Here is a 22,149-nt window from a genome sequence, read left to right on the forward strand (position 1 = left end):
TTAAATCAGGTTTTTCGGGTGTACTTTTTCCCTCGTTTCCAAACTTGAGCAGGCTTCAATTGGCCCTGCTGATATAGAATTTCACGATAATCAGAAGTAGGGAAAAGATTGACGTCTGCAAGCTGGTTTGATGCCAGTTTACCTCTATCATGGAGGCCTAGAGCTGCGGCAGCTCTAAAAGTGATTCCTGCGAATACCTCGGCTGTACTGAGTTTCTCAAATGTGGCTAAAATTGAAGCTTGGGTCAGTAAATCTCCCATAGGGGCAGATCCAGGATTCCAATCAGAGGCTATAGCGAGAGCTCCTCCCTGATCCAAAATTTTACGTGCGGGTGTAAATCTGCAACCCAATCCTAAGGAAGCTCCAGGTAAAGCCACGGTGATAGTTTTTGAGTTTGAAAGTAATCTGATTTCCGCCTCACTAGAGGCCTCCAAATGATCCGCGGAAATGGCACCAAGTTCAACTGCAAGTTTGGATCCTCCGGTTGAAAATTGATCAGCATGAACTGTTAAATCCATTCCCAATCTTTTTGCTTCTTGTAGAAAGGGAAGAATTTGGCTAGGTGAAAATGCGGATTCTTCCACAAAGGCATCCATCCGGCTGCAGAGTTTTTCTTTAATTAAAACCGGGAAAAGCTTCGATACCAAATCAAAAAGGTACTCTTCACGAGAGCCTGACCAGTCCTTTGGTAAGGTATGAGCTGCTAGGCAGGTAGGGATGAGGTCTGCTTTGGTACGATTGTTTGCTTTTTGGATCGCACTCAGAATCTTCACCTCTTGCTGTACATTCAAACCATATCCGCTCTTTACTTCAATGGTTGTTACTCCTCTTTCTAAATGCACATTGGCCCGATCTACAGTAATTCGGGCAAGTTCTGTAACAGATTTTTTTCGAGTTTCTGTGACTGTATCCCAAATTCCTCCGCCTGCCTTGGCAATTTCCAAATAGCTTTTTCCAGCGTTTCTCATAGAAAAGTCTTTGGCTCTAGACCCTGCAAAACAAATATGGGTATGACAATCTACAAATCCGGGCAAGGCGACAAACTCGCCGTTGAGGTCATAGCGTGTGACTTGATTGAGGTCGATTTTGCGACGCAATTGTTCGAAAGTTCCAATCTCCACAATCCTATCATCCTTTATCCAGATTCCTGCATTCGAAATGATCCCAAGGTCACTATCTGATAATTTCCCCGATATGGGAAGATTTTCTAGAGTGACTAATTGTTTGATTGGACCAATTAATTTTTGATTTTTCATTTAACTCTCTGATTTAGAAATCAAATAATTCTGCCCACTTCGTGCGATAGGGGATTTTTTCTTTAATCGACACAGCTTCTGCCAACTCCTTCAATTCTCCAGTACGAACCAATTCTATAGCAACTTCCAAATCTTCGCTCATCACACGGTCTACGGTGACAGGGTCGATTTTTGATCGAACGAAGTCATAAATATGCTGCAGGATAGGACCTGATGTTAATGGCTGATGAAAGTCCATCGCCTGAGTGGCATAAAATAGCTCGATTCCCAAAATTTTCTCCACATTTTCAATGACTCGCAAGGCTTTGCGACCTCCAATACTGCCCATACTGACGTGGTCTTCTTGGCCCAATGAAGTCGGGATAGAGTCCGCAGAGGCAGGAAAACAAAGCCCCTTGTTTTCGGAAGCCAGAGCTGCAGTGGTATACTGTGGGATCATAAGACCGGAATTTAGCCCTGTTTCTTTCAAAAGTAATTTTGGAACACCAGGTGTGTCTCCTTCGATGGAAAGGTAAATTCTTCGATCTGAAATATTACCAATCTCTGAGGCAGCAAGGCATGCATAATCCATGACCATGGCTATGGGTTGTCCATGAAAGTGACCACCAGAAATAGTATGAGTTTCATCGAAAACCACAGGATTGTCTGTTACTGAATTGATTTCAATCTCCAACATTTCCTTGAGATGCAGCCAGGAATTCCAACTGGCACCATGAACCTGTGGCATGCAGCGAAGAGAATACGGGTCTTGAACTCTTGCACAATGAAGATGAGAGTTAACTATTTGAGAATCTACAAGCAAGTTTGATACAGTTTCCGCTACGTGTTGGTTGCCTGCATAAGGTCGAAGCGAGTGTAATTCAGCAGCGAATGGTTTTACAGAACCCATAAGTCCTTCAATCATCATGGCCCCGGTGATGCTCGCTGTGGTGAGTAGATTATGAAGTTTTTCTACGATTTTAATCCCATGGGCTGCCATAAACTGGGTACCATTAATCAATGCGAGCCCCTCCTTAGGGCCGAGTTGAAGTGGACTGATTCCAAAATTCTTTAAAAGGTCAGCTGTCTTATAAACCTCGCCTCGGTGCCATACCTTACCATAACCTATCAAAGGGAGGAAAAGATGTGAGAGAGGAGCCAAATCCCCAGAAGCTCCCACTGAACCCTGAATAGGCACAAGTGGTATGATATCTTCTTGTAGCATCCAGAGAATTCGTTTGATAGTTTCTAGCCGAATACCTGAGAACCCTTGAGCAAGTGCATGAATCTTCAACACCATCATCAATCGGGCTATTTCGATATCTATGGGTTCGCCTACTCCCACTGCATGGCTTTTGAGTAAGTTTTCTTGTAGGGTTGTGGTTTGTTCAGCAGAAATAATTCTGGTGCAAAGCGGACCAAAACCCGTGTTGATCCCATAGACTACTTGTTTTCCCTTCGCAATTTTTTCAACTGCCAAAGCAGATGTCTCTATTTTATCACAAGTTTCTTGATCGAGTACCCCTTCAAGAGTTTTGCGCGAAAGCGCCAATGCCGTAGAAGACTTTAGGTTTTCTTTGCCGTAAAAGAATTTTTTCATGGTGGAACCGAAGTGTTCCACAAATTTAAAGCTTCTTATTGATGCCTATTGATACTATATTTGTTGTATTATGATGCTTTTAAGTTATCAATGGAACTACGACATCTTCTTTATTTTCAAGCTGTAGCCGAGGAGTTGAACTTCAGGAAAGCAGCTGATCGATTATTTATTTCACAGCCTGGGTTAAGTCGTCAAATCAAGCAACTGGAGCAGGAACTCGAGGTGCAGCTTCTTGATCGAAACAGAAAAAAGGTGCAGCTAACTACTGCTGGTCTGTATTTATTAGAAGAAGTAGACTTTCTAATTAATCATTTAGAGACCGTCAAGGTCCAACTCAAGGAGATTGAAGCCGGTAAACTAGGTGAATTAAGAATTGGTTTTTTAGGGTCGGCTGCAAATCATATTTTACCCAGTTTATTGGCAAAAATAAATGTCCACGAATCGGGTATTAGTACCTCCTTGGAAGAGTTGAGCAATGGCGTTCAAGTGGAATTGATACAAAAGGATAAAATTGATTTGGGCTTTGTGAGGTTGGAGTCTGCTCCTGAAGGCTTGGAGATGAAGTCGGTATTGCGGGATACCTTTTCCATTGTTATACCCGAGGAACATCCCATTCAATCGCAGGATTTCCAATCCATCGATCAATTTTCGAAAGAATCTTTTATTCTCTTTTCCAGTGATTATAGTCAATATTATTATGATCAGATTATTGGAATTTGCCGAGATGCAGGATTTTTCCCCACCATTCGACATAAATCCGTCCATGCCTTGACTATTTTCAGGCTTGTTGAGCAAGGCATGGGGGTAGCTATTGTACCGAGTTCACTTAAGGAAGGGTATAAGTTGAAAGTTCGGTTTTTAGAGATTCCGAATATTCGTCAATACACAGAGCTTTCAGTAATTTGGAAACCTGATAATCGAAACCCTGCACTTAGTAGGGTTCTTAAGCTAATTTGATTTTTTTAGCTTTGGACTTCTATTTCATGATTCCGTCAAAATTATCTAAAAGATCTATTTTAGTCCACAGAAGCGAATGTCGTGGAAATGTCGGGTTAAATCCGACCTATTTTCGCCTTTTGTCCCAAATCAATCCGAGAAATTGCCATGGTTAATCAAAATCTCATAACTATGAAACAACCAGAATTAGGTAAAAAAATTTCGGAATTGAGGAAGGCTAAAGGGCTTACTCAAGAAGAACTCGTGGAGAAGTGTAATCTGAATGTTCGCACAATCCAACGAATCGAAGCTGGGGAAGTATCCCCAAGAAGTTATACAATCAAAGCTCTTTTTGAGGCATTGGACTACCATATGGAAGCTCCAATAGAGCGAGACGATTTAGCTGATCAAAAAACTCCAAATTATCTGTATGCTGCCGTTGGGTCAGCCGTTCTCTACTTCTTTCTTTCGATGCTGGAAATAGGATTTGAGCAGGAATTTTTGGGAGGAGAGGCCTCAATAAGCACAGGCTCCTTTGCCATGATTAAGACGGGCAGCTATCTTTTTTATGTGATTTTCCTGTTGGGTTGGGTTCGCCTCTTGAATTTCTTTCCTAATGGCATCTTGAAAATTGCACTTTGGCTAATGATAGGAGGGAATGCGATCTGGTATACCGTAGACATGGTGGCGTTATACGGTAACTGGTTTTCGATTGGAGATTACTACATGCTCAAAGTCAGTTCCTTTGGCTTTTTGTATGCATTCCTTGGCGCGGGATATCTCGGGTACAAAGGACAGTTTTCTTCGGTGGCACTAATCATGGGAATTTTGCTCATTTTATCTGGAGTTTTGCTCTTTACAGGTATTGGAGCGTTTCTGGCTTTGATTCCATGGACGATAGGCGAAATTGTGCAAATTGGTCTTATGGTTTATTTAATTCAAAAAATCGGGAGAAAGAATTCTCCCGATTCTTCTCCTCGAACTATTTCATAAACAGGATATTTACAAATTTTTTTTTTAGTTTCGAGAAAAACTATTCTCGAATGAAACTGTGCAGTAGAAACCCAATTTTAGCCCTTCTTTTTTTTATTCTAGTGAGCTGTGGAGGCTCCGATTCACTTGATCCTGTTCCAACTCCCTTACCGTCAAATCTTCAGGTGACTGTCGATTATATTGGTGATGGTATCGTCAAGGTAGATTTTACGGCTACCAATGCGGTGTTTTTTAAAGTGAATTTTGGTGATCCCGGTTCATTACTAGCTAAGGTGGATGGCAATTCCGCAACGCATCAATACAAGGATAAAGGTGAATTTACCATTGTTGTTCAGGCGCATTCTGAAGAAGAAAAATTCGTGGTGGATACCGAAAAGGTGATCATGAATAATGAGAACCTTGGTTTGGATCCGAATACGGGCTTTACGACACCAGATTCCTATCCAGGTTACGAATTGGTTTGGCGAGATGAGTTTGACTCCCCAACGATTTCTGATGATTGGACCTTTGAAATCGGCGATGGATGTCCAGATCTATGCGGCTGGGGTAACGATGAATTGGAGTACTATAAAGCCGAAAATACTTCCATCAAAGATGGCTTCTTAGTTATCACTGCTAAGAGAGAAAGTGCCGGATCAAGACAATATACCTCTTCACGATTAATCACAAAGGGTAAGCAGTCCTTCACCTACGGACGAATTGATATTCGTGCAGTTATGCCAAAGGGACAAGGTATGTGGCCTGCACTTTGGATGCTTGGGGAAAATATTGATGAGGTAGGATGGCCGAGATGTGGCGAGATTGATATTATGGAAATGGTGGGTGGTACCCAAGACAATAACGACGGGACCGTTCATGGAACAGTCCATTGGGACAATGCAGGAAGCTATGCGAATTATGGTGGGAGTACGGAATTGGAATACGGAACTCTAGCCGATGAGCCACATGTGTATTCGATCATTTGGGATGCGCAAAAAATTGTTTGGCTTCTGGATGATGTAGAATATCATGTCATTGATATCACTCCAGCAGGTTTGGAAGAGTTTCATAAGCCTCACTTCTTCATCATGAATGTGGCAGTGGGAGGCAGATGGCCAGGTAACCCTAGTCCGAATACGCTTTTTCCACAAGATATGCGAGTAGATTATATAAGGGTATTCCAAAAACCTTAAGAATAGAAGCTCTCCGAAAGGAGGGCTTTTATTTTAGCCTTCACCTCAGACAGAATCCTTGCGTTCATTTCACTGTCGGTGCTAACCTCGATTAATTTCGGCTTGGAGCTTGGGGAATAAAAACCATTCAGTGCAAGCTCAAGTGCTTCTCGGCTTTCTACCTGCTGATACTCAAATCCAAACTCCTGCGATATACTAGCCGCAGTGAGTCGTTGCTTGGTTTCAAAATACTCTTCTAATTCTGGTTGTTTGGCTGGGCCATCAATCAGTCTAAAAATTCCACCTGCATGATTGTTGAGTAAAACTATTCTCAAATTAGGCATGGAGTAATTGTGCCAAAATGCATTTCTATCATAAAAGAAAGCCAAATCTCCTGTAATCAAAGTGATGGGTTCTTTGGTGGTGAAAGTGCAACCCACGGCCGTACTGTTACTTCCATCTATCCCACTTGTGCCTCGATTGCAGATGATTTCTTGAGATCTTTTCCCCAGAAAATTCAAATACCTCACAGCCATACTATTGGCTACATGGATTTTGGAAAAGGGTGGGATGCGACTTAAAATCTGATGGAATGCTGGATACTCGCCAAACTCGCTTTCCTGAAGTACTTGGGGTAATTGATTCCTTGTTTGGTTTTCGAGTTTTTTCCAAGAGTCAAAAAAGACTTGATCATTCTCTGGTAATGATCCAAGAAGCCATTCTAGAAATTCGTCAACGTCTGAAGAAACTATTCTGGTTAATTTAAGGAAGGTGTCCTTCGCTTGTCCATCCGACTGGATATGCCAATGCTCTGCTTTGGTAGCGCGGAGAAATAGCTTGAGCGACTTGGAAATAATGGAGTTCCCAAAGCTTAAAATAAGGTCGGGTTGAAGTGGGTCTGAAAATTCCTTTTGACCAAGCCAATGGTCGTGAAGGGAAATGGTTTCTTCCGACTGCATATTGGAAATCGTGTCGGTAAGAACCATAAGCTTTTTGGTTTTGGCGAGTTGGTCCAAAAGTGAGCTTACTTTCCGGTCGGGTTTCCCTTGTCCACAGACCAATACAATTCGTTGAAAGCCTGATAGGGTGAGCGCTAGTTTCTTTTTGGTGTCCGGGCTTAAACTGGTCTTTGATTTAGCCACTTTGATGAGTTTCACCTCAGGAAATCTGTAGTCTTCATTTTCTTCAGGATAGAAAGGCTCCTTCAATGGAACATTAATATGGACAGGTCCCTGTGGGAAAGCTTGAGACAAATTGATTGCATCGTTCGTGATCCGATCAGCATGCCATAGACTTTGATCTGAAGGATTGGTGCTGGGTAGTGAAAAACTAGCCTTCACGTGCTTCCTGTAGACGTTTTCCTGAAAGATGGTTTGTCCATCATACTGATCAATCCATTCTGGTGGACGGTCTGCGGTAAGTATCAGTAATGGGATTTGCTGAAAGTATGCCTCTGCCACTGCCGGAAAATAATTCAGAGCAGCAGAGCCGCTGGTACAGACGAGCACGACGGGTTTTTCCAATTGCTGCGCCATTCCCAAGGCAATAAAAGCTGCGGATCGCTCATCAGAAATAGTACGAGTATGGATTTTGGTATGCCTGACAAAGGCTAAGGTCAAGGGTGCACACCGAGAGCCAGGCGAAAGAATCGCGTGCTCGATGCCATGTTCTGCACAAATTGAAACCAAGTTGACAACTGACTGGATGATCATTGGTCGGGATTTTGGAGAATACGACCGATATTTGCACACTTCAGCTCTGTTTCTTCCCACTCAAGTGTGGGGTCAGAATCTTCAGTGACTCCAGCACCGGCAAATACGATAGCCCGATCTGATTTGAGAGAGGCTGTACGCAAATTGACATAGATTGAGGACACCTGATTTATATTGATTGGGCCGAGAAAACCTGCGAAAAATTCGCGGTCGAATCCTTCTTTTTCGCGAATAAAATCTAAAGCAGGTTGCCTTGGCATTCCGCAGACTGCGGAGGTAGGATGGAGTAATTTTAGCATCACAGAACCCAACTGTGGGAAGTTAGTTTCCTTCATGTTTACCTTAAAATCAGAACGCAAATGAAGCAAAGTCCCAGCTTGAACGGTTTTTGGGCCATGTTCTTCGTACTCTCTCAATCGGATTTTCTTAAAGCAATCCACAATATATCTACTCACAAGAGCTTGCTCTTCAATCTCCTTTTGAGTCCATGCTACAGACTTGATTGGATTATCACCATTTGCTGGTTGAGTTCCGGCTAGGGACATGGTATAAAATTGATCTTCTTTAGTTTCGATCAAAACTTCAGGAGAAGCTCCCAGCCAAGTCCCGATTTTCGGCAGATGGAAAAAATTCACAAAGGCATTTGGGTATTTGCGAAGCAAAGCTTCAAAACTTTTGACAAGATCGAAATCTGAATTCAAGGGAATCGTTTTTGTCCTGGCTGGAACCACTTTTTCGAAAAGGCCTTTTTGGATGCCTTCCTTGACTTCATTTACTAAGCCTTCAAAATGCGATTGCTCCTCGCTGTAAGCGCTTTCAAAGTTTTTCGAAGCACTGGAATTGGACTTAAAAATTTGAAAAGGAACAGCATCTTGATTTTGATGCTCGATTAGTTCTCTCAAGAAGTTAGGCATATCTGATAATTCCAATGGCTGGCTCAAATCAAACCTATGATAGTGTTCAGCTTCAATAAAAAAGGCTTCTTGATTTTTCTGATCTGCGAAGGGATGAATAATAAAGCCTGGAGGAAGTGATTCAATTTCCAGATTCACTTTCTGAATTTCTTCCTTCGGGCTATAAATCAATTCAAGGGCGTTTGATTTAGGCTTACGCCAAATAGCAAAGGAATCGTCTCCTTCAAAACCACCCGTGAAAATGGCTTGAAGAAGTTCTTGAATTTCGAATACTTGGGTGCTCGTGGAGTTGATCATGAATGATTAAGGATCGCCATAGTCAAGCGAGAGACGCAGGAGAGCTGATTTGCTTCATTAAAGATTTTTATTTCCCAGATCTGTGTAGACTTACCTAGGTGAATGGGTTGAGTGATTCCTCTCACCAATCCGGATCGTACGCCTTTTACATGATTTGCATTTATTTCTAGTCCTACCACGCCTTGACCCCGATCTACGGTTAATGAGGCTGCCACACTGCCTAGCGTTTCCGCCAATACAACATTTGCTCCACCATGTAACAAGCCCATGGGCTGTTTAGTTTTATCATTTACAGGCATGGTAGCCTCGAGAAAATCGTCTCCGATTGCGGTAAATTCTATGCCTAAATAACTGACCATTGTGTTTTGGCTGCCTTTATTTAAATCCGCCAATGAAGGCTTTCTCGAAAATACCATGAAAAGTCGTGTAAATGAGCTTATTTTGACCTAACAAAAATAGAGAAACTTGATTCCAAAAAAAATTTACTTAATCCGTCACGGGCAGACCGATTTCAATCTGAAAGGAGTGGTACAAGGAAGCGGAATTGACGCACCGATCAACGAAACAGGGAGGGCCCAAGCCAATGCATTTTTTCAAGCGTATCAGCAGGTGAAATTTGATCACTTATACCATACAGCTTTGATTCGTACTCGACAATCCATTCAGGATTTCATCTCTCTTGGAATACCTACGACTACCTTACCAGAACTCAATGAAATTTCTTGGGGGAAATATGAGGGAACTCCCATGACACCTGAAGAAGGGGAATACTATAAGCACATGCTCAATCAATGGCGCGAGGGAAATCTAGACTATGCGATAGCAGAAGGTGAGAGCCCAAACCAAGTGGCTAAGCGAATGAGAGCTGGGATCAAGAAAATATTAGAAGGACCAGGAGAAACCGTTCTAGTCTGTATGCATGGCCGGGCAATGCGTATATTTTTAAGCGTGATTTTAAATTACGACCTCAGACATATGGATAATTTTGAGCATGCTAATCTATGCCTGTATGTATTGCAGCAATTGAGGGATGGATCTTTTAAGCTTGAGCTTGCTAATGAGCAAACTCATTTGGTAAGCCTTTAAGGCTTTTGAGCATTTTTGTCGCCCTTTTTCTTTTGTAGCGATTCCTCATGGGCAAGCAACAATTGATTCTTGAGCTCTTGAGTTTCTGAAAGGTCAATCATTCGAAAAGCAATGTCTTCGAGTTTGATGTTTACCTTCTTCTCATTGCGGATCAAAAATTGCCCGATGAAACAGGCATCAAAATTCCCATCAGGGGTTTCGATAAAAAGTGCTAATTCGGAGTTGCCTCCGTAAGATTTGGTTTTGAAAGCTGCAAATTGAGATTCAAGGTCCTTGAGTGAAAGCTTTAGCGCCTTTAATTCTTTTTGCTTGAAAAGAAAAAGGAATGTTTTGGAATCTCCTTCTCCGGCCATTGAGGCAAAAGAGATTAAAAGACAGCCGATAAGTATTCCTAACTTTTTCATATCCTTAAAGAAGCAAAAGATCAGGCAGAATCGCAAGATTAAGCCCTTTCATACCAAAAAAAACCTCGAAAATGTTCGAGGTTTTACTATTATGCTTTTTTAGCTCGTGTAGTTCGTTTTCTCTTTGGAGCTGGTTCTTCTTGGACTTCTTCTTCTACGCCCACGAGGATTCTTCCGCAATGCTCACACACAATAAGCTTTTTCTTTTCTCTAATATCTGCTTGACGCTGAGGAGGAACAGTGTTGAAGCAACCTCCGCAAGCACCTCTCTGTACCATTACTACGGCAAGACCGTTTTTAGCGTTTTCGCGAATTTTAGCATAAGACTTAGAGAGTCTTTCGTCCACTTTCTTTAGTGCTTTTTCTCTTTCGGAATTTAACTTACTTTCCTCAGACTCGCTTTCGGCTATGATGGTATCAAGCTCACTCTTTTTCAGATCAAGATCTTTTTGTCTATCGTCAAGTGTAGCTTTCAATTCATCCAAATCAATCTTTTTCTGATCAATTCTTAGTGCCGTTTCGGTGATTTTTTTCTTCGCTACCTGAATCTCAAGATCCTGCAATTCCAATTCCTTGGTAATGGCATCGTACTCGCGATTATTTCTCACGTTCATCTGCTGCTCCTGATACTTCTTGATCAGTTTCTCAGATTCTTTGATTCCTTCTTTGAAAGATTTGATTTCATCTTCAAAAAGACTGATTTCACTTTCAAATTTCTCTAGGCGAGTTTGGTACCCGGCTATTTCATCTTCCAAATCTTGCACTTCTTCTGGCAAGGCACCTCTTACTTTGAGGATGGCATCGAGCTTAGAATCAATGCGTTGTAGATTAAAAATAGCGTCGAGTTTTTGTGCTACTGTACTTTCCATGTACTATCGGTAGGATGTGGGATTGGTAACTACTTTTGTCAAATAGAGTGCAATATTAGGAAAATTTTGTGACAATAGCTCTCCAAGTAATTCTTTTGTAAAAATTTCACTTTCATAATGCCCGATATCACATAGGACGAGTTGTCCCTCTGCATCAAAAAACTCATGATATTTTATATCCGATGTAATGAATACATCTGCACCTCGAGCTTTAGCTGTGCCGAGTAAAAAGATTCCAGCTCCTCCGCAGACGGCGATTTTGCCGACTTTTTTTCCTCTTAAAGCCGTATGCTTGAGCATCGTCAGATTCATTTTCTCCTTGAGATAATCCAAGAAATCTTCTTCATCCATTGGAATACTCAAATGTCCTATCATCCCAGCTCCTACTTCCTGATTTTCATTTTCTATAGTCTGTAAATAATAGGCCACTTCCTCATACGGATGCGCTTTTTTCATGGCTTGGATAATCTTATTCGAAAGATGACTTGGTAGTACGACCTCCACCCGAATTTCCTCCACCGACTCTGCTTTGCCATGGCTACCTATATATGGGTCTGTATTTTTTAAGGGAGTGAATGTTCCTATTCCTTCGGTCTGAAAGGAGCAGTCCGTATATTCTCCTATTTGTCCTGCACCAGCGCGATAGATTGCATCAAGAGTGATTTGCTTTTCTGGTTTCGGAACAAAGAAAACCAACTTGTTCAGGATATTTTTTTTAGGCTGAAGAATGGTGGTTGCTTGTAAGCCCAGCCGATCTGAGATTCGCTTATTCACCCCATGGGCAACATGGTCTAGATTGGTATGAATGGCATAAATGGCAATATCAGACTTTATGGCCTTGAGAATCGTGCGCTCAACATAATTTTTGCCTGTGAGGCTTTTCAGACCCTTGAAAACAATGGGGTGGTGAGCGACAATCAGATTTGCCCCCAAAGAAATAGCCTCATCAACTACGGACTCGATACAGTCTAGACTGCAAAGAATCCCTGAACAGTCCCAGCTTGGATTTCCTGTGATCAATGTGGCATTGTCGTAGCTTTCCTGATAGGCGGGTGGGGCTACTTTGGAAAGGTAGGAAATGATATCGCTAATCTTATATCCCATTATTTTTACGTTTATTTGATCAAAAATACTAATTCTCCTGAATGGGTAGCCTTGCTTTTTTACTTTATCCTTTTGCAGTTCTTTATGATGGTGTCACGGCCATCCGAAATTGGTGCTATGATCGAGGAGTGTTCAAAGTCACTAAATCACCCATTCAAAGTATTCTCGTAGGGAATTTAAGTGTGGGTGGTACCGGGAAAACACCAATGGTAGAATACTTGATTGAATTACTTCATGACTCTAGGTCACTGGCCACATTGAGTCGAGGCTATGGAAGAAAAACCAAAGGGTATATTCAAGCCAATAGCAACTCAAGCCCGAATCAACTAGGAGATGAGCCCTTTCAGATTTATCAAAAATTTGGACAAGAAATCACAGTTCACGTTTGCGAGGATCGGTTAGAGGGAATTCTTCAAATTCAAGCAAATGCTCCTAGTACAAGTCTCGTAATTCTGGATGATGCATTCCAGCATCGGAGAATAACTGCGGATCTAGCTGTGGTCTTGACCACATACGATAAACCTTTCACTCGGGACCTCTTATTGCCAATGGGGCGACTTCGTGAATCACGAACAGGAGCTTGTCGGGCCGATGTGATCATAGTGACCAAATGTCCGGAAAATCTAAAATCAGAGCAGAAAAATACCCTGAGAAAAGAAATTCAAAATTACACCCAAAAAAACACCCCGGTACTTTTTTCAAGAATAGGGTATGTAGCTCCCTATGCATTGACTGAGCATGCAAAGTGGTCTGATCAAGTGATTTTGGCTAGCGGAATAGCCGATGATAGTTCATTGGAAAAATACATTTCGCGTACATATGGTTTGATCGATAAAATAAGCTTTGGTGATCATCACGATTTTTCGAGATCAGATTTAGATGCCCTTTCCAAGCTTTGGCGCAAGCATAAAGACCAAAATCCGGTAATTCTAGTTACCGAAAAGGATGCGGATAAAGTTAAATCCTTACTCGAGGAAGGATTTCTACCAGAAATTCCGATTTTTGTGCAACCTATCAAGATCCAGTTTTCCATAGAAGATGAAACCATTCTTCGGGATTTGATCGCTCAAAAGGTTAATTGAACGCGTACATTCTGTGAAAAAAGTCTCCATCATTTTATGGTGTTTGTTTCTTTGCTTGAGTAGCACATATACTTTAGCACAAGTGCCTATTCCCAGAAATCAGACACGAGAGGCAAATCCTAATCAACGACTGAACCGAGAACTTGTGGAAGGGGAAGAAGGAGAGGAGCAAGAGGGTCGCAGAACACTTCTGGATGATAGCACTCGGATGGTTTTCGGGCCAACCACCAGTTTGTACTTTTACGAAAAGGATATCAAGCGAAATCAGTTGGTCCTTTACCCTCAGGATACATCATTGTTTAATTTTCATAATTACGATCCTGTGGCCAAAAGCGGCTGGAAATATCAGGACCTTGGAAATATAGGGAGTGCTACACAGCCCATTTTCTATCAGCTTCCTGACATAATCGGTGCCACATCAGGTTTTCATGCCTACGATCTCTATCATCGGGCACCTGAGAAGATGAAATATTTTGATACCAAGTCTCCGTTTACCGAGATGTCGGCATTTTTTGGTGGGGGTAATCGAAATATGCTGGATATAGCCTTTGCGAGGAATATTAATCCAAGATGGAATGTGGGTTTTAATTTCCATACCATTCGGGCTAGAAAGACACTGAACCCCAATGCTAGAGATGATAACATGGTGGAGCAGACGGCTTATTCTCTGCATACGAATTATCGATCCGAAAACGGAAAATATTGGGTCTTGGCAAACTTTTCAAGAACCCTCCATCGGGTAAATGAAATAGGAGGGATTATCCCACCAGAGGTGGATAGTACTTCTATTTACTTCACTTACGAAGATGCCAAAGTTTGGCTTCGGGCCTCTCAAGCCAGAGATCTCCGCCAAGACTATCATTTTTATCATGAATATAAGGTGAAGGATGGCTTGCAAATCTACCATATTTTTGATCGAAAAAAGCAGGATCTACTCTTCTTGGCTGATATGGCTAGCTCAGATACGCTCTATTACCCTTTGGTCGGGATCAGTGAAAGGGATACCGCGAGAAATCAAAATGACTTTGCCGAGTGGCGAAATGAGGTTGGATTTAAAGGTACGTTTGGAGGCTTTTATTATAATGCTTTCGTAAAATTTCGAAACGGCAGAATGAAAAATGTCCGTTTTGAAGAGGATGAAAGATTTGCTGAGTTTTTCATTGGAGGAGAGTTGATCGGTAAAATTTCCGAAAAGTGGAGTATTAGTGCAGATGGGGAATATCTACTCCCAGGAGCCTTCAGAATACATGGTCTATTTTCCTCTCCTTGGCTGGATGCAGAATATACCAAGGCGCTATATAAACCGAATTTGATGCAGCAAAATTACCAAGGCTATTTTCTGAACTGGACCAATGACTTCAGTAACATTGGGGTGGATCAAGTCAAGGGAACGATCAAAATTAGCTTTGATAAAATCCGGATCAGGCCTTCCTTGACTCTAAATCGGATTAATAACTACGTGTATTTTGAGGTAAATGGTGAGTCAACACAGTCTTCTGACGAGGCATTTATGCTCCAACCTGGGCTAATCGCCAATTTTCAGATCGGAAGAAAATTCCGATGGGATAACGAAGTGATTTTTACCGAAGTAACAGGAGATGGAAGTGATGCCTTCCGAATTCCTAGTTTTTATGCCAATACCAAGTTCTATTTTGATAGCCCATTATTTGATGATAATGTCTATGTACAGTTGGGACTGGATATTCGCTATCATTCGGATTACTTCGCGGATTCCTATTTTGTAGGGACGCAGCAATTTAATTTACAGAATGATTTCAATGTATATGCCTATCCGGTCGCAGATCTTTTCCTAGATTTCAGAATTAATCGAACGAGAGTGCTGGTGAAATACAACCATTTGAATAGTGGCTTTATGTCTCAAGAGGGGTATTTCGTGACTCCTGATTACACCGGATATCGATCTTTTCTTGATTTAGGTATTACATGGTATTTATTTGATTAAGAATGAGTTGGGAAGAAAGCACACGAGAGAAAATGCTCAATTTGAAATTGCCCACTGATCCACGGTGGGTCAATGTTGCTCAAATGCAGATTGAGGATATTTTGGTGGATCATGCTTATTGTGAGCAAAAGGCGGCCTCTTCGTGCATTAGTTTGATTTTACGTTTTCATGACTTAACCGAGTTGGTGGATACCTTAACGCCAATCGTAGCGGAGGAATGGGGACATTTTGAGCGGGTCATGGAGCAATTGAAAAAGCGAGGGATGTCTTTCGGAAAGCCTAGGAAAGATGAATACGTGACGCAGTTGGCCGGTTTTGTGAAAAAGGGAGGAAATCGAACACAGCAGCTGGTAGAAAATCTTCTGATGAATGCACTAATCGAAGCGAGGAGTTGCGAACGATTTAAACTTCTATCAAAAGGAATCCCTGATCAGGAACTCCAAAAATTCTATTATGAGTTGATGATTTCTGAGGCAGGACATTATGTGACCTTTCTCGAATTAGCTCGGCATTACCAAGATACAGAGCTTGTCAATGCACGATGGAAAGAGTGGCTTAGCTTTGAAGCTGAGGTGATTTCTGAACTCGAGCTACGTGGAGATCGTATGCATTAAGTCATTCGTACCTAAGACATTTAATGTTGCCCTTTCTTGTAAAAAAAAGCGATCTAAATCTCCTTTTGGGCTAATTTCGCTATACTTACGTTTGAAAACTTTCTTACTGACACCAACTGTTTCAATACTGGACACTCTATGAATTTGTTCCTAAATGTACGCGAAGCCCTCAATGCCGTCAAGGTCAATTTGCTTCGTACGGTTCTTACAGGTGCCATCATCGCGATAGGTATCTCATCCCTAGTCGGAATGCTCACAGCAATCGACGGAATCAAAGCTCAAATTGCAGATAGTTTTTCAGGCTTAGGTGCCAATTCATTTGACATTAGAGATAAGGGAGCAAGCGGCGGTCGAGCCGTAGTGGAAGGGAAATCAGAGAAGACCTATCCAAAACTAACCTTTCGTGAGATGCGGGACTTCAAAGAGGAATATGCCTCTATTGGACGATCTACACTATTTTTCAGAGTGAGTGGTGCTGCTGAGGTAAAGCGAGGATCAATCACTACTAATCCAAATATTCGGGTAACTGGAGCTGATGAAAATTACATGGATATCAAGGCAATTAAGCTGGAGAAAGGAAGAAATTTCAGTAATGTGGAGCTTCGATATGGAAATAATGTCTGCATCATAGGAAAGGATCTTGCGGAGACGCTGTTTGAAGATAATGAAGAGGTGATCGGAGAAAAGATTACTTTTTTGGGAAATAAATATCAGGTCATTGGTCAGCTGGAGGAGCAAGGTGGAGTTGGTAATGACTCAGGTGCAGATCGACAGATTTTGATTCCATCACTAAATGGAAGTAGGCTGGATAGAGGAGGAAATTTTACTTATCGAATTACAGCTGTAGCCTCTGATCCTCAAAAGATCGATTATGAGATGGGGCAGGCCGTTGGGATCATGCGAAAAATTCGACAAGATCCCGTTATTCAGGAGGATTCGTTTGATTTGACCAAAAGTGAGTCCGTAGCTGAGAGTTTGGAAGAAGTGGCTGGATATCTGCGAATTGGAGGATTTGGGATAGGTTTTATCACACTTTTGGGAGCGTCAATTGGACTGATGAACATCATGTTGGTTTCAGTTACTGAGCGTACAAGAGAAATTGGAATAAGAAAAGCCCTTGGTGCTACACCACTTAGAATTCGGCAGCAATTTTTGATTGAAGCCATTGTGATTTGCGTGCTGGGAGGACTCTTCGGGGTTATTCTGGGAATTAGTATCGGCAATGTGATTGCTAATTTTATTGGTCCGGGGGGCTTTATTATTCCTTGGCTTTGGATAGTGATTGCTTTTTTCATTTGTGTGATAGTTGGCCTGCTATCAGGATTTATTCCAGCATTTAAGGCGTCTCGACTTGACCCGATTGAGGCTTTGAGATACGAGTAAAGAAATTATTCTCCCATTTAATCTTGGGTGTACCGAAAGACCATAGCTTCGATTTAGCTGTGGTCTTTTTTGTTTATCCTTTTTTAATTTTTTTATGAAAGTCTCCTATCAAAGCCCTATTTTTCAAATATGAATACACATCAATACGACGCTATTGTGATTGGGTCAGGTATCAGCGGCGGGTGGGCTGCTAAGGAATTTTGTGAAAAAGGGTTGAAAACCTTGGTTTTAGAGCGAGGGAGGGATGTTCAGCATTTGAAGGATTATCCTACCATGACTTCCGCACCTTGGGAAATGCCACATCGGAATCAAATTCCAATAGCACAAAAACAGGCAGAGCCTGTGGTGTCACGGTGCTATGCGTTTAAAGAAGATACTCAGCATTTTTTTGTAAAAGACTCCGAACACCCCTATGTACAAGACAAGCCATTTGATTGGATTCGTGGATACCAAGTGGGAGGGAAGTCCTTAATTTGGGCGAGGCAAACCCAGCGTTGGAGCAGGTATGAGTTTGAAAGGCCTGCCAGAGATGGCTACGCGATCGAATGGCCCATTTCTTATCAAGATCTAGCACCTTGGTATAGCCATGTGGAAAGATTTGTGGGGATTTCAGGTAATTATGATGGCTTAGAAACACTTCCCGATGGGGAGTTTTTGCCTGCTTGGGAATTAAACTGTGTTGAAAAAGAGCTGCAAAAAAGAATCAAGGAAGCCTATCCAGATCGTGACCCAATTGGAGGTCGCTGTGCGCATTTGACCAAGCCAAAGGAAATTCATTTGGCCCAAGGAAGAGGCCAATGTATGGCACGAAATCAATGTTATCGTGGCTGTCCATTCGGAGGATATTTCAGTAGTAATTCAGGGACTTTACCTTATGCGGCAAAGACAGGAAATCTTACCTTAAGACCTGACTCTGTGGTGCATTCATTGATTTGGGATACGGAAAAGGAAAAAGTGACTGGAGTTCGGGTCATTGACCGAATCACCAAGGAAGCAAGGGAATACTTTGCGAAGTTCATTTTCTTGAATGCAGCCACGCTTAATACCAACCTGATTTTACTTAATAGCACCTCTAGCCGATTTCCAAATGGATTGGGGAATGACTCGGGTGTTTTGGGGAAATATGTGGCGTTTCATAATTATCGTGGCTCTATGGGAGCAAGTTTCGAGGGTTTCGAAGATGGATACTACTTTGGCCGAAGACCTACAACCATGATGATGCCCAATTTCCGAAATGTGAAAAAGCAGGATATGGATTTTCAGGGTGGATATATGCCTTTTTTTAATGCGGCTAGGCCTGGCGCTGGGCATGCCTTGGATGTGCCTTTGGGTAAGGAATTTAAAGAGGCAAATACTGTCCCCGGACCTTGGCAGGTGTGGATGATGATGCAAGGAGAAACTGTCCCAAAAGAATCTAATCAAGTAAGCTTGAGTGCAGATCAAAAGGATGAATGGGACATGCCTTTGCTGAAAATAGATGTAGGCTATGATGAAAATGATGAAAAGATGCTGGCTGACTTTTATGCTCAAGGTCAAGAAATGCTAGCTGCAGCTGGCTGTACAAATATTAGGACTTCGGATAGCGGCCAAAACCCAGGCCTCGATATTCATGAAATGGGAGGAGTGAGGATGGGTAAGGATCCAAAAACATCCATGCTGAATGGAAATAATCAGCTGCATCACGCACCCAATGTCTTTGTGACGGATGGTGCCTCAATGACTTCAACTGGCGTACAAAACCCTTCGCTCACCTTTATGGCATTGACTGCTAGAGCAGTTGATTATGCTGTAAAGCAATTGAAAAGGGGAGAAATCGCCTGATTGACCGCTGGAGTAAAAATCAGGTGGTTTAACCTGATTTTTTGCATTTTAAGATTTGAAAATCATCAAACAAGGTAATCCTATGAAAACTAAATTACTGAACATACTACTCATTTGTCTAACCCCTTTTTGGCTACAAGCCTCAGATATCAAACCTCTTTCACCTGGGAGTTACCATTTGATTATAGAGGGATTTGACTGGGGACCTGCAGTGAATAAAATTGTGATTGGGTTGGATGAGGTGACTAATCAAGTTAATGCATCTCAGTTCGAGGTCTTTGTAAAACGCAGCAGTAAACTTGGAGAAATTCCTGAAAATCAAACTTCGGGAAAGCGTCCAATAGTCTATGCTTATCCCTCAGATGAAAAAGGAAATAGAGTAGCGGAAGGTAATCATGCTACGCTAGTTCTGGCTGTAAGTCCAGTCGATCCTTTGGGGTCTGCCATTCAGTATTTGCGCATGGGAAATAGAAGTAGCAATACATGGATAGACTATGCGGTGACAGTCGTCGACGCTCGATCTGGGGCCACTTGGACAGAAGAGGCTGGTAGAACCCGACCTATTGTAGATGACTTTGATCTGAATGGAAAGTTTACCCATGAGGATATCACGCTGCCATTTGCCTCTTTTTCTCCAAAAAACTTATCCAAGAAGGCTCCTTTAATTATCTGGCTACATGGTGGAGGAGAAGGTGGATCAGACCCAACGATTGCCTTAATGGGAAACAAAGCTTTTAATTATGCCTCCCCAGAGATTCAAATGCTATTTGGAGAAGGGGCTCATGTTTTAGTGCCTCAAGCACCAACTTTTTGGATGCAGGCTACAGATGGAATGACTCGTGGTCAAACCGAAGATATTTATCATAAAGCTCTATTTGCTCTGATTGAGGATTATGTGTCTAAGAATCCACAAGTAGACCCTTCGAGAATCTATGTAGGTGGATGCTCTAATGGAGGCTATATGTCCCTAAAATTGATCTTTGAGCATCCCAATTATTTTGCGGCAGGTTATATCAGCGCTCTGGCTTACCACAATGAATTTGTTACGGACGACATGGTGAAAAGCATAAAAAATGTCCCAATTTGGTTTGTTCATTCTAAGGATGACGGAGTTACCAAGCCCGATCAAACCGTAGTTCCATTCTACAATCGGCTTATGGCTGCTGGTGCCAAGAATGTCCATTTTACCTTTTATGATCATGTGACTGACATTACAGGCTTTTATGGAGGAGAGGATTATCATTACAATGGCCATTGGTCATGGATTTACTCGCATGCCAATTTAGCCCGAACTGACCTAGATGGATCTCCAGTAATGCTAGATGGTAGGCCAGTGACTATCATGGAGTGGATGGCTGCCCAGCGAACCAAATAAAAAAAGCCGGACTCTCCGGCTTTGAATAACATTTGTTCCTATTTCTGATTTACTATACCAAGTCAGTCTTTCGCGGATCAGGACCGTATTCATTTTTGCCTGGCTGACCGTTAGCAGCTGCTAGCCATATGAATCCTATAAAATTCACTGGTGGTGGGATCAAAAGGTATAAAGAATATTTCCAATCCATTCCAATATCATGGAATCGCTTGATGGCTTGAATAAGTAAAATAATGATAGATGCTATGAGGATTATTGAAAACGAAAAGAAAATCGCCCAAGCTTGACGATGATAAGATTGCCACATCATCATTAAGCTCAAAATATTAGTAAAGTAAAACACCATAAAAAGGGTGAGGTATTTTCTTCTTGTTATTCTTCCCTCGGGTTTAAGAAAGTTAGTCATAACTATATAACTCGTCAAAAGGAGAAATGTTTGAAATTTATCAAAATTAGCAGGTTTTGGCACCAAATGAACTCTATCATAATCCTAAAAAGTAGCCCTATAAATCTAAACTTTATCTTATGATTGAGCCTTCTCAGTTATTTTTGGATTCTACATTTTCTAAAAAGTCAGAGCGAAAGGGTAGTCTTTGCGAGGAATGGTTGGACGCTCTTTATTACCAGAAATTTTTCAAACTTTTTGTACCCGAAGTTTATGGAGGTTTGGGAATGGAGCTAATCCCAGCGCTGAAAATCGAGGAAGAACTTGCTTTCATAGACGGTAGTTTGGGATGGACGACCACCTTATGCGCTGGTGCAGGATGGTTTGTTGGCTTTATGGGAGATCAGCTGCGCGAGGAGGTGTTTCAAGATCCAAAAGTCTGTCTTGCGGGAAGTGGATTTGTAGGTGGCAAAGCCAATAAGATCGAAAATTATTATCATATCCATGGAAGCTGGACTCATGCCTCTGGAGCCTTACATGCCACTCATTTTACAGCCAATTGTGAAATGTTGGAAAATGGAATTCCTGTTTTAGACTCATCTGGTAAAGCAGTAGTAAAGGCTTTCATTCTTGCTGCCTCCGAAATTGAGATTTTAGATAGCTGGAAATACATGGGGATGATTGCGACTGGAAGTCATGCTTTCAAGGTGGAAAATCTGAATATCCCGATCAATCGATGTTTCGAAATTTCACCTGAGAAAGCCAAGTTGGACGATCCCATTTATCAGTTTCCCTTTCTTCAGTTTGCTGAGGTAACTTTGGCAGTAAATATCCTTGGTATCACACGTCATTTTCAGGAACTAATAAAGGAAAGCTTTGATGTTAGAAAGCAGCATGGTACGTTCAGGGAAGATCAGCTGGACTATTTTGACCAAGTATTTTCCGCTGAAAACAATAGAATCAAGTTGCTAAAAATGGAGTTTTATGAAGTGGTGCAATCTGCCTGGAATGAATTAGTTAATCATGGCGAGCTCTTTGATGAGAAGTTGAAAAACGTGAGTCAAGTCAGTCGAAGGCTAGTTCAAACTTGCCGAGAGTCGAATGCAAAACTTTTTCCATTTGGGGGCTTACACGCAGCCAAAACCGACACAGAACTGAACCGTGTTTGGAGGGACTTCAATACGGTGAGTCAGCATTCTTTATTGACTTTTCCATTTTCCTAAGA

The 22,149-nt window shown here is 41.8% G+C and carries 20 protein-coding genes; 11 read left to right on the top strand and 9 right to left on the bottom strand.

Going from position 1 to position 22,149, the window contains the following annotated elements; translation table 11 throughout:
- Nucleotides 1-5 precede the first annotated feature (5 nt).
- Together hutI and hutH are read right to left on the bottom strand one after the other, a co-directional pair.
- The gene (hutI, locus tag ACFOSV_RS10775) at nt 6-1,256 is read right to left on the bottom strand and encodes an imidazolonepropionase (protein WP_377906022.1); all 1,251 of its coding nucleotides are present in this window, start codon (nt 1,254-1,256) and stop codon (nt 6-8) included.
- Between the two features lie 13 nt (nt 1,257-1,269).
- On the bottom strand, nt 1,270-2,835 hold the full coding sequence (gene hutH / locus ACFOSV_RS10780) for a histidine ammonia-lyase (RefSeq protein WP_377906023.1): 1,566 nt from the start codon (nt 2,833-2,835) through the stop codon (nt 1,270-1,272).
- Between the two features lie 90 nt (nt 2,836-2,925).
- Between hutH and ACFOSV_RS10785 the strand changes: the two genes are divergently transcribed.
- The 3 genes from ACFOSV_RS10785 to ACFOSV_RS10795 all read left to right on the top strand — a co-directional run bounded on the left by ACFOSV_RS10785 (nt 2,926) and on the right by ACFOSV_RS10795 (nt 5,936).
- Complete coding sequence (locus ACFOSV_RS10785; protein ID WP_377906024.1) at nt 2,926-3,792, top strand: LysR family transcriptional regulator; 867 nt, start codon at nt 2,926-2,928, stop codon at nt 3,790-3,792.
- A 171-nt stretch (nt 3,793-3,963) separates the two neighbouring features.
- Nucleotides 3,964-4,764 carry a helix-turn-helix domain-containing protein gene (locus ACFOSV_RS10790; RefSeq protein ID WP_377906025.1) on the top strand — a complete coding sequence of 267 codons (801 nt, stop codon included), beginning with the start codon at nt 3,964-3,966 and terminating at the stop codon, nt 4,762-4,764.
- A gap of 50 nt (nt 4,765-4,814) precedes the next feature.
- The gene (locus ACFOSV_RS10795; protein WP_377906026.1) at nt 4,815-5,936 is read left to right on the top strand and encodes a glycoside hydrolase family 16 protein; all 1,122 of its coding nucleotides are present in this window, start codon (nt 4,815-4,817) and stop codon (nt 5,934-5,936) included.
- On the opposite strand, the gene menD is transcribed toward ACFOSV_RS10795, so the two are convergent.
- From menD to ACFOSV_RS10810, 3 genes are read right to left on the bottom strand one after another with little or no spacing between them, the layout of a single operon-like run.
- Nucleotides 5,933-7,627: a 2-succinyl-5-enolpyruvyl-6-hydroxy-3-cyclohexene-1-carboxylic-acid synthase gene (gene menD / locus ACFOSV_RS10800; RefSeq protein ID WP_377906027.1), complete on the bottom strand. Its 1,695-nt coding sequence runs from the start codon at nt 7,625-7,627 to the stop codon at nt 5,933-5,935. The genes ACFOSV_RS10795 and menD overlap by 4 nt on opposite strands.
- The gene (locus ACFOSV_RS10805; RefSeq protein WP_377906028.1) at nt 7,624-8,838 is read right to left on the bottom strand and encodes a chorismate-binding protein; all 1,215 of its coding nucleotides are present in this window, start codon (nt 8,836-8,838) and stop codon (nt 7,624-7,626) included. Before ACFOSV_RS10805 ends, menD begins: the two co-directional genes overlap by 4 nt.
- The gene (locus ACFOSV_RS10810) at nt 8,835-9,254 is read right to left on the bottom strand and encodes a hotdog fold thioesterase (RefSeq protein ID WP_377906029.1); all 420 of its coding nucleotides are present in this window, start codon (nt 9,252-9,254) and stop codon (nt 8,835-8,837) included. The genes ACFOSV_RS10805 and ACFOSV_RS10810 overlap by 4 nt, the downstream gene beginning before the upstream one ends.
- 49 nt (nt 9,255-9,303) lie before the next feature.
- Here ACFOSV_RS10810 and ACFOSV_RS10815 point away from each other — a divergent pair, with 49 nt between their 5' ends.
- On the top strand, nt 9,304-9,924 hold the full coding sequence (locus ACFOSV_RS10815; RefSeq protein WP_377906030.1) for a histidine phosphatase family protein: 621 nt from the start codon (nt 9,304-9,306) through the stop codon (nt 9,922-9,924).
- Here ACFOSV_RS10815 and ACFOSV_RS10820 read toward each other — a convergent pair.
- The 3 genes from ACFOSV_RS10820 to ACFOSV_RS10830 form a co-directional block, all read right to left on the bottom strand.
- A complete protein-coding gene (locus ACFOSV_RS10820) occupies nt 9,921-10,328 on the bottom strand; it encodes a hypothetical protein (protein ID WP_377906031.1) in 408 nt (135 codons plus the stop codon). The genes ACFOSV_RS10815 and ACFOSV_RS10820 overlap by 4 nt on opposite strands.
- Nucleotides 10,329-10,417: 89 nt before the next feature.
- The gene (locus ACFOSV_RS10825) at nt 10,418-11,197 is read right to left on the bottom strand and encodes a zinc ribbon domain-containing protein (RefSeq protein ID WP_377906032.1); all 780 of its coding nucleotides are present in this window, start codon (nt 11,195-11,197) and stop codon (nt 10,418-10,420) included.
- Nucleotides 11,198-11,200: 3 nt separating this feature from the next.
- Nucleotides 11,201-12,301: a Nif3-like dinuclear metal center hexameric protein gene (locus ACFOSV_RS10830; RefSeq protein ID WP_377906033.1), complete on the bottom strand. Its 1,101-nt coding sequence runs from the start codon at nt 12,299-12,301 to the stop codon at nt 11,201-11,203.
- A 41-nt stretch (nt 12,302-12,342) separates the two neighbouring features.
- Here ACFOSV_RS10830 and lpxK point away from each other — a divergent pair, with 41 nt between their 5' ends.
- The 6 genes from lpxK to ACFOSV_RS10860 all read left to right on the top strand — a co-directional run bounded on the left by lpxK (nt 12,343) and on the right by ACFOSV_RS10860 (nt 20,539).
- A complete protein-coding gene (gene lpxK / locus ACFOSV_RS10835) occupies nt 12,343-13,383 on the top strand; it encodes a tetraacyldisaccharide 4'-kinase (protein ID WP_377906034.1) in 1,041 nt (346 codons plus the stop codon).
- A 13-nt stretch (nt 13,384-13,396) separates the two neighbouring features.
- Entirely contained in the window at nt 13,397-15,346 is a 1,950-nt protein-coding gene (locus ACFOSV_RS10840; protein WP_377906035.1) for a putative porin, read from the top strand.
- Nucleotides 15,347-15,348: 2 nt separating this feature from the next.
- Nucleotides 15,349-15,960 carry a tRNA-(ms[2]io[6]A)-hydroxylase gene (gene miaE, locus ACFOSV_RS10845; protein WP_377906036.1) on the top strand — a complete coding sequence of 204 codons (612 nt, stop codon included), beginning with the start codon at nt 15,349-15,351 and terminating at the stop codon, nt 15,958-15,960.
- 138 nt (nt 15,961-16,098) lie between these two features.
- Entirely contained in the window at nt 16,099-17,343 is a 1,245-nt protein-coding gene (locus tag ACFOSV_RS10850; RefSeq protein ID WP_377906037.1) for an ABC transporter permease, read from the top strand.
- Between the two features lie 129 nt (nt 17,344-17,472).
- On the top strand, nt 17,473-19,164 hold the full coding sequence (locus tag ACFOSV_RS10855; protein WP_377906038.1) for a GMC oxidoreductase: 1,692 nt from the start codon (nt 17,473-17,475) through the stop codon (nt 19,162-19,164).
- An 82-nt stretch (nt 19,165-19,246) separates the two neighbouring features.
- Nucleotides 19,247-20,539: a prolyl oligopeptidase family serine peptidase gene (locus tag ACFOSV_RS10860; RefSeq protein WP_377906039.1), complete on the top strand. Its 1,293-nt coding sequence runs from the start codon at nt 19,247-19,249 to the stop codon at nt 20,537-20,539.
- 52 nt (nt 20,540-20,591) lie between these two features.
- Here the strand turns inward: ACFOSV_RS10860 and ACFOSV_RS10865 are convergent, their stop codons facing one another.
- Nucleotides 20,592-20,945: a DUF805 domain-containing protein gene (locus tag ACFOSV_RS10865; protein ID WP_377906040.1), complete on the bottom strand. Its 354-nt coding sequence runs from the start codon at nt 20,943-20,945 to the stop codon at nt 20,592-20,594.
- Nucleotides 20,946-21,064: 119 nt separating this feature from the next.
- On the opposite strand from ACFOSV_RS10865, the gene ACFOSV_RS10870 reads away from it, so the two are divergent.
- Nucleotides 21,065-22,147: an acyl-CoA dehydrogenase gene (locus ACFOSV_RS10870; protein WP_377906041.1), complete on the top strand. Its 1,083-nt coding sequence runs from the start codon at nt 21,065-21,067 to the stop codon at nt 22,145-22,147.
- The last annotated feature ends 2 nt before the right edge of the window (nt 22,148-22,149 follow it).

Origin of the sequence: Algoriphagus namhaensis, assembly GCF_042649705.1 — a bacterium.
GTDB lineage: Bacteria > Bacteroidota > Bacteroidia > Cytophagales > Cyclobacteriaceae > Algoriphagus > Algoriphagus namhaensis.

What these genes read in the sequence shown, in the direction of transcription:
- lpxK (WP_377906034.1), top strand. Translation starts at nt 12,343, where the DNA reads ATGGGTAGCCTTGCTTTTTTACTTTATCCTTTTGCAGTTCTTTATGAT.
- ACFOSV_RS10855 (WP_377906038.1), top strand. Translation starts at nt 17,473, where the DNA reads ATGAATACACATCAATACGACGCTATTGTGATTGGGTCAGGTATCAGC.
- ACFOSV_RS10810 (WP_377906029.1), bottom strand. Translation starts at nt 9,254, where the DNA reads ATGGTATTTTCGAGAAAGCCTTCATTGGCGGATTTAAATAAAGGCAGC.
- ACFOSV_RS10795 (WP_377906026.1), top strand. Translation starts at nt 4,815, where the DNA reads ATGAAACTGTGCAGTAGAAACCCAATTTTAGCCCTTCTTTTTTTTATT.
- ACFOSV_RS10830 (WP_377906033.1), bottom strand. Translation starts at nt 12,301, where the DNA reads ATGGGATATAAGATTAGCGATATCATTTCCTACCTTTCCAAAGTAGCC.
- ACFOSV_RS10820 (WP_377906031.1), bottom strand. Translation starts at nt 10,328, where the DNA reads ATGAAAAAGTTAGGAATACTTATCGGCTGTCTTTTAATCTCTTTTGCC.
- ACFOSV_RS10870 (WP_377906041.1), top strand. Translation starts at nt 21,065, where the DNA reads ATGATTGAGCCTTCTCAGTTATTTTTGGATTCTACATTTTCTAAAAAG.
- ACFOSV_RS10860 (WP_377906039.1), top strand. Translation starts at nt 19,247, where the DNA reads ATGAAAACTAAATTACTGAACATACTACTCATTTGTCTAACCCCTTTT.
- miaE (WP_377906036.1), top strand. Translation starts at nt 15,349, where the DNA reads ATGAGTTGGGAAGAAAGCACACGAGAGAAAATGCTCAATTTGAAATTG.
- ACFOSV_RS10825 (WP_377906032.1), bottom strand. Translation starts at nt 11,197, where the DNA reads ATGGAAAGTACAGTAGCACAAAAACTCGACGCTATTTTTAATCTACAA.
- ACFOSV_RS10865 (WP_377906040.1), bottom strand. Translation starts at nt 20,945, where the DNA reads ATGACTAACTTTCTTAAACCCGAGGGAAGAATAACAAGAAGAAAATAC.
- menD (WP_377906027.1), bottom strand. Translation starts at nt 7,627, where the DNA reads ATGATCATCCAGTCAGTTGTCAACTTGGTTTCAATTTGTGCAGAACAT.
- hutI (WP_377906022.1), bottom strand. Translation starts at nt 1,256, where the DNA reads ATGAAAAATCAAAAATTAATTGGTCCAATCAAACAATTAGTCACTCTA.
- ACFOSV_RS10785 (WP_377906024.1), top strand. Translation starts at nt 2,926, where the DNA reads ATGGAACTACGACATCTTCTTTATTTTCAAGCTGTAGCCGAGGAGTTG.
- ACFOSV_RS10850 (WP_377906037.1), top strand. Translation starts at nt 16,099, where the DNA reads ATGAATTTGTTCCTAAATGTACGCGAAGCCCTCAATGCCGTCAAGGTC.
- ACFOSV_RS10805 (WP_377906028.1), bottom strand. Translation starts at nt 8,838, where the DNA reads ATGATCAACTCCACGAGCACCCAAGTATTCGAAATTCAAGAACTTCTT.
- ACFOSV_RS10790 (WP_377906025.1), top strand. Translation starts at nt 3,964, where the DNA reads ATGAAACAACCAGAATTAGGTAAAAAAATTTCGGAATTGAGGAAGGCT.
- hutH (WP_377906023.1), bottom strand. Translation starts at nt 2,835, where the DNA reads ATGAAAAAATTCTTTTACGGCAAAGAAAACCTAAAGTCTTCTACGGCA.